This is a genomic window from Actinoplanes sp. NPDC048796 (genome assembly GCF_040650035.1).
In the GTDB taxonomy this organism is placed as follows: domain Bacteria; phylum Actinomycetota; class Actinomycetes; order Mycobacteriales; family Micromonosporaceae; genus Actinoplanes.
Genome location: NZ_JBEZGO010000019.1, coordinates 118699 through 131825 on the forward strand (window position 1 = coordinate 118699; position 13127 = coordinate 131825).

At 71.2% G+C, this 13127-nt stretch carries 13 protein-coding genes; 7 read left to right on the top strand and 6 right to left on the bottom strand.

All coding sequences use genetic code 11. The features are described 5' to 3' along the window. Window positions 1-135 precede the first annotated feature (135 nt). The 3 genes from AB0C26_RS41650 to AB0C26_RS41660 all read left to right on the top strand — a co-directional run bounded on the left by AB0C26_RS41650 (window position 136) and on the right by AB0C26_RS41660 (window position 4692). Window positions 136-525 (top strand): hypothetical protein, encoded by a 390-nt coding sequence (locus AB0C26_RS41650; protein ID WP_360259534.1) that lies wholly within the window; start codon window positions 136-138, stop codon window positions 523-525. Between the two features lie 112 nt (window positions 526-637). Further along, window positions 638-3853: a pullulanase-type alpha-1,6-glucosidase gene (pulA, locus tag AB0C26_RS41655; RefSeq protein ID WP_360259482.1), complete on the top strand. Its 3216-nt coding sequence runs from the start codon at window positions 638-640 to the stop codon at window positions 3851-3853. A gap of 83 nt (window positions 3854-3936) precedes the next feature. After that, the gene (locus tag AB0C26_RS41660; protein WP_360259536.1) at window positions 3937-4692 is read left to right on the top strand and encodes a class I SAM-dependent methyltransferase; all 756 of its coding nucleotides are present in this window, start codon (window positions 3937-3939) and stop codon (window positions 4690-4692) included. Window positions 4693-4775: 83 nt separating this feature from the next. Here the strand turns inward: AB0C26_RS41660 and AB0C26_RS41665 are convergent, their stop codons facing one another. Both AB0C26_RS41665 and AB0C26_RS41670 read right to left on the bottom strand, forming a co-directional pair. Next, window positions 4776-6062, bottom strand: a complete 1287-nt coding sequence (locus AB0C26_RS41665) for a sigma-70 family RNA polymerase sigma factor (protein ID WP_360259485.1) — start codon at window positions 6060-6062, stop codon at window positions 4776-4778. Continuing rightward, complete coding sequence (locus AB0C26_RS41670; protein ID WP_360259488.1) at window positions 6035-6454, bottom strand: YciI family protein; 420 nt, start codon at window positions 6452-6454, stop codon at window positions 6035-6037. The genes AB0C26_RS41665 and AB0C26_RS41670 overlap by 28 nt, the downstream gene beginning before the upstream one ends. 312 nt (window positions 6455-6766) lie before the next feature. Between AB0C26_RS41670 and AB0C26_RS41675 the strand changes: the two genes are divergently transcribed. Together AB0C26_RS41675 and AB0C26_RS41680 are read left to right on the top strand one after the other, a co-directional pair. Continuing rightward, a complete protein-coding gene (locus AB0C26_RS41675; protein ID WP_360259491.1) occupies window positions 6767-7264 on the top strand; it encodes a hypothetical protein in 498 nt (165 codons plus the stop codon). A 34-nt stretch (window positions 7265-7298) separates the two neighbouring features. Next, entirely contained in the window at window positions 7299-8198 is a 900-nt protein-coding gene (locus AB0C26_RS41680) for an SDR family NAD(P)-dependent oxidoreductase (protein WP_360259494.1), read from the top strand. Here the strand turns inward: AB0C26_RS41680 and AB0C26_RS41685 are convergent. Next, window positions 8180-8917 (bottom strand): metallophosphoesterase, encoded by a 738-nt coding sequence (locus tag AB0C26_RS41685; RefSeq protein WP_360259496.1) that lies wholly within the window; start codon window positions 8915-8917, stop codon window positions 8180-8182. The genes AB0C26_RS41680 and AB0C26_RS41685 overlap by 19 nt on opposite strands. Window positions 8918-8991: 74 nt before the next feature. On the opposite strand from AB0C26_RS41685, the gene AB0C26_RS41690 reads away from it, so the two are divergent. Beyond that, window positions 8992-9714, top strand: a complete 723-nt coding sequence (locus AB0C26_RS41690; RefSeq protein ID WP_360259498.1) for an aminoglycoside adenylyltransferase domain-containing protein — start codon at window positions 8992-8994, stop codon at window positions 9712-9714. On the opposite strand, the gene AB0C26_RS41695 is transcribed toward AB0C26_RS41690, so the two are convergent. Both AB0C26_RS41695 and AB0C26_RS41700 read right to left on the bottom strand, forming a co-directional pair. Further along, the gene (locus AB0C26_RS41695) at window positions 9711-11198 is read right to left on the bottom strand and encodes an aminopeptidase P family protein (RefSeq protein WP_360259501.1); all 1488 of its coding nucleotides are present in this window, start codon (window positions 11196-11198) and stop codon (window positions 9711-9713) included. The two genes, AB0C26_RS41690 and AB0C26_RS41695, sit on opposite strands and share 4 nt — an antisense overlap. A 94-nt stretch (window positions 11199-11292) precedes the next feature. Next, on the bottom strand, window positions 11293-11937 hold the full coding sequence (locus tag AB0C26_RS41700) for a superoxide dismutase family protein (RefSeq protein ID WP_360259504.1): 645 nt from the start codon (window positions 11935-11937) through the stop codon (window positions 11293-11295). A gap of 102 nt (window positions 11938-12039) precedes the next feature. Here AB0C26_RS41700 and AB0C26_RS41705 point away from each other — a divergent pair, with 102 nt between their 5' ends. Beyond that, window positions 12040-12978 (top strand): carbohydrate kinase, encoded by a 939-nt coding sequence (locus tag AB0C26_RS41705; protein WP_360259506.1) that lies wholly within the window; start codon window positions 12040-12042, stop codon window positions 12976-12978. Here AB0C26_RS41705 and AB0C26_RS41710 read toward each other — a convergent pair. Next, the coding region (locus tag AB0C26_RS41710; protein WP_360259539.1) for an integrase core domain-containing protein at window positions 12975-13127 on the bottom strand (153 nt) is incomplete at its 5' end. The two genes, AB0C26_RS41705 and AB0C26_RS41710, sit on opposite strands and share 4 nt — an antisense overlap.

Sequence of the window (13127 nt, forward strand, 5' to 3'; positions counted from 1 at the left end):
CCTTCGGGTTAGGCATACCTAACTCTCGGTTCACGTTTCCCGTAAACCGTACGTCCGTCTTGTAAGGCCGCGCAAGGCGGGGTCGGGCATCCCTCTCACGTTTACTCCCGTTGGGCCGTGGGCACACCTCGAACCGTGCAGGCACCCACCGATTCCGATGGGCTGACCGAGTTCTTCGACCGCTACGGGACCGCGCTGACCAGTGGGGACGTCTCGGCCATCGCGAACTGCTACGCGCTGCCGGGCATGGTGGTGGCCGACTCGTACAGCTTCACGTTCGCCTCGCCGGCCGCCGTCGCCCTGTCGTTCCTGGGTGCCGCGCCCGCGTACCAGGAGCAGCAGATCGTCGCCGCCCACGCTCAGTTGACCGAGGTGCAGCCGCTGTCGGCCCGGCTGACCATGGTCGCTGTCGAGTGGGAGTACCTGGACAGCTCGGGCAACGCCGTGCCCGGCGAACGCTACCGCTACCTGCTGCGGGTCGACGAGCACGGCCCTCGGATCACCACGGTCGTGGCGACGCACTGAATTGAGTTCATTCAAGGTCTACCTGGGCCGACGACGCGCCGCAGCCTACCGCCCTGGTCTCCACGGCCCTGAATAATCCTCAATTGTCGGAGGCCGGTGCGAGGATGTTCCGGTGACCACGATCGAGATCGACTCCGTCGCGCCCGCTTCTCTGGTCCGCTCATCGCCGCGCTGGCTGCTCGTGCACTACGTACGGCCCGACGGTGACTATGCGGCCTGGTCGCTGCACGCCTGGGGTGACATCGAGCCGGGGCAGATCAACGGCTATCCGGGCGGCCGCCCTTTCGCTGGTGAGGACTCTTACGGCCGGTTCGCCTGGGTCGCGCTGACCCCCGGGGCGCGGGACGTCGGGTTTGTTCTCGTCGATCGTGCCGGGGTCAAGGACGTTCCGGACGACCGGCACGTCGACCCGTCGGTGATCTCCGAGATCTGGCTGCGGCCCGGCGACCCGACGATCTACACGTCACCGCGCAGTTCCGACATCTCCGATTCTTCCGGCGACGTGATCATCCACTACCGGCGGCCCGACGGCGACTACGCGGGCTGGGGACTGCACGCCTGGGAGGGCACAAAATCCAAGCCCGTCTGGCGTACGCCGATCATGCCCTCGGCGTGGGACGCGTTCGGCGCCGTCTTCCGGGTGCCGGTGCGCCCCGACGCGATCGGGCTGCGCTTCGTCCTGCATCGCGGCGAGCAGAAAGACCTGCCCGACGACCAGCGGATCGACCTCTCCGTAGCCCGCGAGTTGTGGCTGGTCGGCGGCACGGTCGCCCCCGTCCGGCCCGACGTGGGCACGCTCGGCCCGGAACTCGACCCGGCCCGGTCCCTGGCCGTCTTCGTCGACCGGACGACCATCGCGCTGCCCGGCGACCTGGCCGACCGGGCCGCGGTGTTCGCGCTGGCCGGCGACGACCTCGAGGTGCCTCTGACACCGCGGCCGGGCGGGCTGTTCCAGGCGCAGAGCCGCAAGTTCCCCCACCTGCGGGCGTACCGTGCCTTCTCGGTGCGCGAGCTGGGCGACGCGGTGCTCGGGTCGCTGCTGCGCGGGCAGTTGCTCGTCGTCGGCCAGGACCCGCGCGGTGAGGTCACCGCCCTGACCGGCGTGCAGATGGCCGGCGTGCTCGACGACCTCTACGCCGACGCGGCCGACGCCGAGCTGGGGCTGGTGCTCGACGCGGAACGCTCCTTCGTGGCGGTGTGGGCGCCGACCGCCCGGTCGGTGGCGCTGGAGATCTTCCGTACGCCGGCCGACGATCCCAAGGTCCTGCCGATGGACCGCGACGACGTGACCGGGGTGTGGTCGGCCGGCGTCAAACGCAAGTGGCTGGGTCGCTACTACCGTTTTCGCGTCGAGGTCTGGCATCCGGCCGCCCAGCGGGTCGTGACGGCCGGCGTCACCGACCCGTACTCGCTGGGTCTCGCCGCCGATTCGACGCACAGCCTGCTCGTCGACCTCGACGATCCCGCGCTGGCCCCGCCGGGCTGGGACGCGCTGGCCAAACCGGCGCCGGTGGCGCCGGCCCGCATGCAGATCAGCGAGGTGTCGATCCGCGAGTTCTCGATCTTCGATCAGTCGCTGCCGGCCGCGCTGCGCGGCACCTACGGCGCCTTCGCCCACCTCGAGTCCGACTCGATGCGGCATCTGCGCTCGCTTGCGGACGCGGGCCTGACCCACGTACACCTCCTGCCGGCCTTCGACTTCGCGACCGTGCCCGACCGGCGGGCCGATCAGGCGACGCCCGCCTGCGACCTGGCGACCTTTCCGCCGGACTCGCCCGCGCAGCAGGCCGCCGTCATGGAGATCGCCGACGAGGACGGGTTCAACTGGGGTTACGACCCGTGGCACTACACGGCGCCCGAGGGCAGCTTCGCGGCCGACCCGGCCGGGCCGTCGCGCATCCTGGAGTTCCGCACCATGGTGGCGGCGCTGAACGCGATCGGGCTGCGCGTGGTCATGGACGTGGTCTACAACCACACGATGCACGACGGGCTCGGCCGCTTCAGCGTGCTCGACAAGATCGTGCCGGGCTACTATCACCGGCTGCTGGCCGACGGCACCACCGCCGAGTCGACCTGCTGCCCGAACACGGCCACCGAGCACATGATGATGGGCCGGCTGGTCGTCGACTCGGTCGAGACCTGGGCCCGGCAGTACAAGGTCGACGGATTCCGCTTCGACCTGATGGGACACCACCCCCGCGCCAACATCCTCGAGGTGCGGGTGACGCTCGACCATCTGCCCCACGGCAAGGACATCTACCTGTACGGCGAGGGGTGGAACTTCGGCGAGGTCGCGTACGACGCGCGGTTCGCCCAGGCCACTCAGATCAACATGGCCGGTACGGGCATCGGCACCTTCAACGACCGCCTGCGCGACGCCGCCCGCGGCGGTGGCTCGTTCGGCGACCCGTCGGTGCCGGGCTTCGCGACCGGGCTGGGCTCCCGGACGCCGCTGTACGTCCACGACGAGATCAAGGTGGGTCTGTCGGGCGCCCTGTCCACGTACCGGTTCGTGACGCACACCGGTGCCGAGCTGAGCGGTGCCCAGATCGACTACAACGGCTCGCCGAGCGGGTACGCGCTGTCGCCGGGCGAGACGGTCAACTACGTCGACGCCCACGACAACGAGATCCTGTACGACGCGATGGCCTTCAAGCTGCCCCGGTCCAGCTCGGCCACCGACCGCGCGCGCATGCAGATCCTGGCGCTGTCGCTGGTGGTGCTCGGCCAGGGCGTCGGTTTCGTGGCGATGGGCAGCGAGCGGCTGCGCTCGAAATCGCTCGACCGCAACTCGTTCAACTCGGGCGACTGGTTCAACCAGATCCGCTGGGACCCGGCCCTGGGCAACGGTTTCGGCCTGGGCCTGCCGCCGGAGGCGGACAACGAGGACCAATGGGACCGGGCCCGGCCGCTGCTGGCCGACCCGGCGCTGATCCCGCCGCCGGAGGCGATCGAGATGACCGCCGAGCGCTACCGCGAACTGCTGCGGATCCGGCGTTCCTCGCCGGTCTTCGGCCTGCCGACCGCCGAGGAGGTGCAGCGCCGCCTGACGTTCCCGCTGGGCGGCCCGGCCGAGACCCCCGGCGTGATCGTGATGTGCCTGGACGGCACCGGCCTCGACCCGCGGTGGAGCACGATCGTGGTGGTCTTCAACGCGACCGAGGAGACGGTGCAGCAGGAGGTGCCGGCACTGGCCGGGGTGGACCTGCGCCTACACCCCGAGGTGGCCGGTTCGGCCGACCCGCTGCTGCGCACGACCACGGCGGCCGGCGACCTGCTGACGGTGCCCGGGCGCTCGGTCGCGGTCTTCGTGGCCGACGTACGGTAAGTCTCGACGGACGCCGGGGATGCGCGAACCTCCGCCGCTCGCAAGAATGGGTCCAGCGCGGAAAGGGGGAGCCGTTGCGCGAGGTGAACTACGACGATCGGCAGCATCTGGTCTACGCCCGGGCCAGGGCACTGCCGCCCGAGACGATGACCGAGTGGCTGCGCGCCTTCGCCCGCCACGCGCCGCCCGGGCGCCCGCTGACCGTGCTCGACCTCGGCTCGGGCACGGGCCGGTTCACCCCGCTGCTGGCCGACGAGTTCGGCGGCCCGGTCTACGGCGTCGAGCCGTCGGTGCGCATGCGCGAGGTCGCCGAGGCGAACGCGACCCACCCGGCGGTGACATACCTGGAGGGCTCGGCCACCGAGATCCCCCTACCCGACGCGAGCTGCGACCTGGTGCTGCTCTTCCTGGTGCTCCACCACGTCCGCGACCACAAGGCGGCGGCGGCCGAGGTCGCCCGCGTCCTGCGCCCCGGCGGCCGGGCCCTGATCCGCAGCTCGTTCCCCGACCGCATGCCCGAGCTGCTCTGGTACAGCTACTTCCCCGGCGCCCGCCTGGTCGACGAGCAGGTCTTCCCGCGCATGGACCCCCTGATCGAGGACTTCGCCGAGTACGGCCTGACCTACGTGACAGTCGACCGCATCCAGGAACGCATCGCCGACAGCCTCTCCGACTACGCCGACCGCCTACGCCTGCGCGGCTCATCCACCTTCGAGCGCCTGACCGAGGAGGAGATCCTCGACGGCTTCGCCGCCCTGGACGCCGCGGTAGCCACCGAACGCCACCCCCGCCCAGTCGACGAGGAAAGCGACCTCCTGGTCCTGGAACGCGCCCCTTAACAGCGCGCCGGTGTCGCGCCGCGTCGTCTCGTGGCGCGTTTCCTTCGCGCCGCGCCTCTCCTTTGGCGCCGCGCCCTCACGCGCTAGAGTGCGGCCGCCTTTCCGAGTAGGACGAAGCGTTCCCGGGCGTTCGTGCAGAGGCGGGCGGCCAGCTCGAGCTCGGCCCGCGCCTCGGCGGCCCGGCCCAGGCGGGCGAGCAACTCCCCACGCACCCCGGGGAGCAGATGCGAGCCGGGGAGCCGGTCGCGGGCGGCCAGATCGTCCACGATGGCGAGCGCCTCGGCCGGTCCACTCGCCATCGCCACCGCGACGGCCCGGTTGAGCTCGACGACCGGTGACGGCGCAACCCGGCCGAGCGCCTCGTAGAGAAGAACGATGCTGTCCCAGTCGGTCTCGGCCACCGAGGCGGCCGCGGCATGGCAGGCGGCGATCGCAGCCTGTAACCCGTACGGCCCCAAGCCCTTTCCCCACGCCGTGGCCTGACTCAGCGCGGCCTGCCCACGGCGGATAGCCGACCTGTCCCATCTCCTCCTGTCCTGATCCTCCAACAGGATCGGTTCGCCGTCCGGGCCGGTGCGCGCGGGAAAGCGCGCGGCCGTCAGCTCGAAGAGCGCCTGCAACCCGTACACCTCGGGCTCGCCCGGCAGCAACGCCGCCAGCATCCGGGCCAGCCGGATGGCCTCGTACGCCAGATCCTCGCGCACCAGCCGGTCGCCCGAAGTCGCCGTCGAGCCCTCGGTGAAGATCACGTAGAGCACGCTGAGCACCCCGCCGAGCCGCTGTCTTCGCTCGCCGGCCGGCGGCAGCGCGAACGGCACCCGCGCCGCCGCGATCGTCTTCTTGGCGCGGGTGATGCGCGCCTGGATCGTCGGCACCGGCACGAGGAAGGCGCGGGCAATCTCCTCGCTGGTCAGCCCTCCGACCGTGCGCAGGGTGAGTGCCACCCGGGCCTCGGGGGAGAGGACCGGATGACAGGCCACGAACATCAGCGCCAGAACGTCGTCGTCGATCCGGTCCGGGTCCCAGAGCAGGTCGCCCTGACCGTCGTCAGCAGCCGTCTCGGCCGCGGGCACGTACCGCTCGTCGCCGCCGGCGGCCAGCAGCGCGTACCGCTCGTCGCGGGCCGCCCGGCGGCGGAAGCTGTCGATTGCCCGGCGCCGCGCGGTCGCGAGCAGCCAGCCCACCGGGTTGTCCGGCGTGCCGTCGCGGGCCCAGGAGACGAGCGCTTCCGCCACCGCCTCCTGGGCGACGTCCTCGGCCAGCTCGAGATCGCCGGTGTAGCGGGCGAGCGCGCCGACGATGCGCGGTGACTCGATGCGCCAGACGGCCTCGAGTTCCTTGGTCACAGCTGCCCGGTCTGCTCGCGCCACGCGCGCTCCCTGATGACCCACTCGTTGTCCTGTGGGAACTCGTCGATGCTGGGCACCCGCCGGATCTCGGTCTTGGCGCCCGGGAACGCCGGCATCCGCTTGGCCCACTCGATCGCCTCCTCCTTCGAGGCGACGTCGATGATGTAGAAGCCGCCGAACAGCTCCTTGGTCTCCCCGTACGGCCCGTCGGTGACCACCGGGGTCTCACCGCTGTAGTCGACCACCACGCCCTGCGCGGCGTCGTCGAGCCCCTCGGCCGCGATCAGGACGCCCGCCTTGATCAGCGTCTCGTTGAAGCGGCCGACCGTCTCGAGCATCTCGTCGAACGAGACTTCGCCCATCTTGGCCAGGCCCTCGTCGGTGTTGCGCATGATCAGGATGTACTTGGCCATCGTGCTCTCCTCGCGTCGGTGCGGTCGCTCGTCGACCTTCTCACTGACAGGTCGAACGGCGGACCCTCCCATCGACGGGGTTCCGGAAGTTTTTTACCCCGACTTTGGTATGGGGCCGACCCCTACCTTCGGCTCTCCCCACTCATGGCCGTCGGGAGCAGAGTGGGCGGCGTCGTTCCTTGACAACTCCACAGCGACACACCACAGCGACACACCACAGCGATACAGCCCGGCAACCGGTGAGGATGCGCGGCTGCGCTAGATTGCGGGTCCCCTGCCCCGCACCCGCGGGCGTGATCACGGAGGTTGACAGTGCGGCTCGCGTGGGCCCTTGGCGGCATCGCCCTGGTGGCGGCGATCGGCGGATGCACGTCGGACGAGCCCAAGACCTCGACCTTCGTCACGCCGTCCCCGTCGGTGGTCACCTCGCCGCCGCCGTGGACCGAGCCGGCCGACTACTCATACGTGCTCACCCGCGGCTGCGACGACGCCAAGCCGCTCGGGCGCTACCGCGTGACCGTGGCCTCGGGCGAGGTGGCGTCGACCGAGCGGCTGGACGCGTCGGCCGCCGCCCCGGCGAGCAGCAGCGAGGTCGACCTCGGCCCGGTCACCGGCGAGCAGGGCGAGGAGATCGACGCCTTCACGCTGAAGCAGCTGATCGACAACGCGCAGACGGCCGCCGACGACGGCGGTGAGGTCACCCGCACGTTCACCCCGGACGGACTGCCGGTGAAGATCTCCATCAACGTCTCCGAGGAAGGCCCCAGCGGGGCCGAGTGCTTCGCGGTCAGCGACTTCAAGACCTCTTGACCTCGAGTGCGCTCGAACGCCTAGCTTCGCCGGTATGACGACTAGGTTCGATGCGCACAGCACGGCGGCCCAGGTGCTCTCCGGCGTGGACCTGAGCGGCCGCACCGCCATCGTGACGGGCGGATATTCCGGCATCGGGCGGGAGGCGGCGCTCGCCCTCGCCGACGCCGGGGCGTACGTGATCGTCCCGGCGCGCCGGCCCGAGGTGGCGCGGCAGGCGCTGCGCGACGGCCGGATCGACATCCGGCCGATGGACCTCGCCGACCTCGCCTCGGTGGAGAAGGCCGCCGGCGAGATCGTAAGCGACCGCCCGGCGGTCGACATCGTCATCGGGAGCGCGGCCGTGATGGCCTGCCCCGAGACGCGGGTCGGTCCCGGCTGGGAGGCCCAGTTCGCGATCAATCACCTCGGGCACTACGCGCTGGTGGCGCACCTGTGGCCCGCGCTGAAAGCGGCCGAGGCGGCCCGGGTGGTCATGGTCGCCTCCGGGCGGTCGCCCGAGGACCGCATGCGGTGGGACGACATCCATTTCACCCGGGAGTACGACAAGTGGGCCGCGTACGGGCAATCGAAGCTCGCCGCCGTGCTGTTCGCCCACCGTCTCGACCAATGGGGGGTACGCGCCTTTTCCGCCAGCCCCGGGTGGGTGCTCTCGCCGTTGCAGCGGCACTTGGCGCGCACGGAGATGATCGAGGCCGGCTGGATCGACGCCGAGGGCCGGCCGGCGCCGGGGCTGTTCCGCAGTGCCGCTCAGGGCGCCGCCACGCCGGTGTGGGCGGCGACCTCACCGGGCGCGGAGCCGTTCGGCGGCTCCTACTGCCGCGACTGCGCGGCTACCGAGGCCTACTCGACCGACGGGCCGGAGGGTGAACGGCTCTGGGACCTCTCCGCGGACCTCACCGGGCTGGACCCGCGTCAGAGTACGACGCGGTAGTGGGTGGTCAGCCGGCCGTCGTCGTCGAGGATGTGGAACGCCAGCATCGAGGGCAGATCACGGGTGATCACGTCGTCGCTCTCGAAGGGCAGCAGCAGAGTCGAGGCGATGCTGGGCGCGACCAGCATCGGTTTGCCGGCGAAGGTGCTCGCCGCGGCCGTATGGGCGTGACCGCAGAGCACCGCCACGACGTTGCCGTGAGCGGCGACGATCTCGGCCAGGCGCTCGGTGGAGAACTGCCGGATCTCGTCGATGAACGGCACCTGAAGCGGTACGGGCGGGTGATGGAAGCAAATGAACGCCGGCAGGTCGGCGGCGGCGGTCAGCTCAGCTTCCAGCCAGTCGAGGGTCTCGGGCGCCAGGAGGCCGTCGTTGCGGCCCGGGATGCTGGAGTCGCACATCGCGAAGAACATGCCGCCGACCCGGTGCGCCGAGTTGATCGGGCCGCCGCTCGGTGTCTCCTCAAGCAGGATCTTGCGGTACGCCTCGCGGACGTCGTGATTGCCGGGCAGCAGCAGCGTCGGCACCGGCAGGTCGAGCACCTGGCGCATCCGCTCGTACTCCTGGGCGAAGCCGTGGTCGGCGATGTCCCCGGTCACGAGCACCACGTCGACCGGAACCGGAAGCCCGGCGAGATAGCGCATGACACGCCCCGCACGCTCGACGCTGCGGTCCCCGCCGTCGATATGGACGTCGCTGATATGGGCAATCACGTTCACGCCGCAATCGTATGGCTACGCTTCGCCCTTGTGGACCGCTCGCTCTGTCGGCTTACCGGCAACAAGACCCGCTCATGACCGCACCCGCTCAGCGCATCGCGGCCGCCGTCGCCGACGTTCTGGGACCGTCGGCCCGGTCGGTGATCCTGCATGGCTCCCTGTCGTCCGGCGGCTTCCGGCCGGGCCGCAGCGACATCGACTTACTGGCCGTGACCACCGATCGCCTCACCGACACCCAGATGGACGCGCTGGAGGCTGTGGTCCGCGAGGCCGACCTGGGCGGCCAGGTGTCGGGGGTCGACCTCGATGTCGTGCTCGCGGAGACGGCGGCGGCGCCGTCACCGCGGCCACCTCTCGAGCTGCACGTCGGGCGTTACGAGACCCTGTTCGAGGTGGAGCGCCGGGCCGGGGTCGCGCCCGACCTTCTCGCCGAGCTGTCGATGGCGCGGGCCGGCGGGGAGGCACTGCACGGCCAACCGCCGGGTGAGGTGATCGGGCCCGTCCCGACCCGCTGGGTCGTGGACCGAGGCCGTCAGTGGCTGCGCACCTGGCTGGGCCTGACCGAGGACGACGACCACGCGGCCTTCATGGTCCTGACCGCCTGCCGCATCTGGCATCTCGCGGTCGAGGGCAGCCACCTGCCCAAGGTCGCGGCCGGCCGGTGGGCGCTCGAGCGGCGGCCGAGCCTGATCGCGGTCCGTCAGGCCATCCGCCGGATCGAGCAGGATGATCCCACCCCGATCGATCCGGCGCGACTGGCCGTAGTGCTCGAGACCGTGTTGAAGGAGACGGACTAGCCCGGCAGGCGGGGGCCGGCCTCACGCTGGGAGGCGAGCCAGGCCTCGACGTCGGCCGACGAGCGGGGCAGGCCGGCCGACAGGTTGCGGCAGCCGTCGGCCGTGACCAGCACGTCGTCCTCGATGCGGACACCGACGCCGCGCAGCTCCTCGGGGACCAGCTCGTCCTCGGGCTGGAAGTAGAGGCCGGGCTCGACCGTGAGGACGTAGCCCTCCTTCAGTTCGCCGTCGCGGTAGTTCTCGTTGCGGGCGTTGTTGCAGTCGTGCACGTCGATGCCGAGCATGTGGCCGAAGCCGTGCAGGGTCCAGCGACGGTAGACGGTGCTCTCCTCGCTCATCGCCTCGTCGACGCTGACCGGGAGCAGGCCCAGGTCGTTCAGCCCTTCGGCCAGGACCCGCATGCAAGTCGTGTGCACGTCGCGGAAGAGCACGCCGGGCTTGATGGCGTCCATGCCCGCCTGCTGCGAAGCGTGGACGATGTCGTACACCTGGCGCTGCAGCGGGGTGAACGAACCGGAGACGGGCACCGTGCGGGTCACGTCGGCGGTGTAGAAGTTGTCGCCCTCGACGCCCATGTCCATCAGGAGCAGCTCACCGGGCTTGGTCACCCCGGTGTTGCGGACCCAGTGCAGGATCGTCGCGTGGCTGCCGGCGCCGACGATCGAGGTGTAGCCGACGTCGTTGCCGTCGTGCCGGGCCCGCAGGCCGAAGACGCCCTCGAGCAGCCGCTCCTTGACCCCGCGGTCGGCCGGCAGGATGCGCGCCACGTCCTCGAAGCCGCGGACCGTCGCGTCGATCGCGGCCTGGAGCTGAGCGATCTCCCACTCGTCCTTGACGAGCTTGAGCTCCGAGATCACCCAGGCCAGCTCACGGTCGCGGGGCTTGTCGCGATCGGGCTCGTAGGCCAGCACGGCCCGGTCGACCGCCGCGTCGAGACCGCGCAGGACGCGGGTGCGGCCCGGCGCCGAGTTCGCGAGGGCGGTGCCGAGCTCGCCCAGCGACGCGGTCTCGACGCCCAGCTCGGTCGATTTCTCGCCCAGCGTGTGGGTGCGGCCGACCCACAGCTCGCCGTTGCGGCTGCGGAAGAAGGCGTCGGTGTCCTTCGAGTTGCGCTGGTGGGTGTAGAGCACGGCGTCGTGCCCGGAGCCGCTCGGCCGCAGCACGAGCACGCTGTCGGGGTCGCGGTCGCCGGTGAGGTAGACGAAGTCGCTGCCGGGGCGGAACGTGTAGTCGGTGTCGTTGGCGCGCACCTTCTCGTTGCCGCTCGGGATGATCAGAGTCTCGCCGGGGAAGGCCTCGGAGAGCGCGGCCCGGCGCTTGGCGTAGTTCGGCACCTCGGGGCGAGGCGTGACAGCGATCGGGTCCTCACGCCACCCGGTGCGCATGAACTGCAGAAACGCCTCGGGGAAGCCGGGGTCGTGCGACTCCGTCTTCGCGGCGGGTTGCGCCTTGCCCTGAGTCTTGCCGTCACCCTGCTCGGCCATGGGTGTTGCCTCCGATCGTCGATCCGCCCCCGACGTTACCGCCTGGCTCCGGCGGAACGCAGTCCCGGGAGACGATGATCAACATCCCGCCCGCTCAGCGGGCGGGCAGGGTGAGGCAGGCGGCCCGCTCGCCGGCCGTCCCGGCCGCTCCGGCGCGGGTACGGGTGGTCAGTGTGTGGATGACCAGCGAGCGCGGCGAGGACCCGGCCGTGAAGCTCCAGCGCTGCTCGCTCGTGACGGTGGCCGCGCCGGTGGCGTCGGCGGTGAAGTCCAGCCAGATCTCGTTGCGCGGGTTGGCGTAGGACGGGTTCACCGAGGGCGTCTTGGGGTCTTTCTGGTGCTGGAAGTGCGGGCCGGCGTCGGCCGGGGCGGCGGTGCAGGGGGCGGTGTGCAGATGGGCGCCGTACGACCGGCGGGGGATCAGGCCGCGGGTGGTCAGGCGGACGATCATGCCGGCGGCGTTGCGGGCGATGCCGACCTCGGCCCGCGCGCCCGGCGGAACCACCGTGGGCTCGTAGGTGATCGCCGGGGAGTCGGGGCGGTAGGGCAGGAAGGTGCCGGCGGCGACGGTGTCGGGCGCCCACGACACGGCCGGGGACGCGCTCATGGCGCCCTGGTAGACCACCCAGGCCGAGGCCGAGGCCGCCGAGGGCAGGGCGGCCGGCTCGACCTCCACCGAGTTGGTGCAGGCGGCGAGCAGAGCGGCGGGAGCGGCGAGGGCCAGGGCGCGGAGGATCATCGGGTGATCTTCTCAAAAAGGTACTTATCGGGCGAGTACTGGCGCCGCGCGTCCCGGGGCGCAAGGCTGGCGGTAATCACGGCGGAGTACAGGGAGACGGCAATGGGCTATGCGGTGGTGCTCGGTGAGGCGCTGATCGACCTCCAGGAGGCCGAGCACGACGGCGGGGTGGTCTACCGGCAGGCGATCGGCGGGGCGCCGCTCAACGTCGCGGTCGGGGCGACCCGGCTCGGCGGCGATGTGCGGTACGCGGGGTCGCTCAGCCAAGACGTCCTCGGCGACCGGATCGCGACTTTCCTGCGCGAGACCGGCGTCGGCGTGGACGGCGTCAAGCGGGTTGCCGTGCCGACCACGCTGGCGGTGACCACCTTCGTGGGCGCTGAGCCGACCTTCACGTTCTACGGCGAACCGCCGTCGTACTCGCTGCTCGCGCCCTCGGACGTCGACCTCGGCGCGGTCAGGGGCGCCGATGTGCTCTACGCGGGGTCGATCTGCCTGCTGCGGGAGCCGTTCCGGGCCGCCGCCCGGGCCGCCTGGCACACGCCCGGGCCGCTGAAGGTGTTCGACCCGAACGCCCGGCCCACACTGTTGCCCGACGGGGCGGCGGTGACCTCGCTGCGCGAGCTGTCCGAGGAGTTCTTCGCCGGCGCCGATCTGGTGAAGCTCAGCGCGGCCGACGCTGAAGTTCTCTACGACGGCGCGGCGCCCGACGTCGCGGCCGAGCGGATCCGCGGGCTCGGCGCCAAAGCGGTGGTGGTGACCCGCGGGTCGAAGGGTGCCTACGTGGCCGCCGGTGACGGCACCGCGACGCTGCCGGCCCCGGTGGTCGACGCGGTCGACGCGACCGGTGCCGGGGACTCGGTGATGGGCGCTCTGATCCGCCGCCTGCTCGCCGACGGGCTGCCCAAGGACCTCGACGGCTGGCAGCGCAACGTGCGGTTCGCGCTGGCCGTGGCCGGCCTGGTCTGCGAGCGCCGCGGCGGCGCCGTCGCGATGCCCACGCAGGAGGAGCTCACCGCCCGCTGGGGAACGCTCGCCTAGTTGTAGCGACCAGGACCGTTGTTGACTCGGGTGATGGGTGGCTTGCCTCCGAGGGCGGTGTGGGCTCGATGGTAGTTGTAGGTGTGGAGCCAGCCGGGTAGGGCGTCGGCGCGGTCCTGGCCGTTGGTGAAGGGCCTTGAGTAGATCCA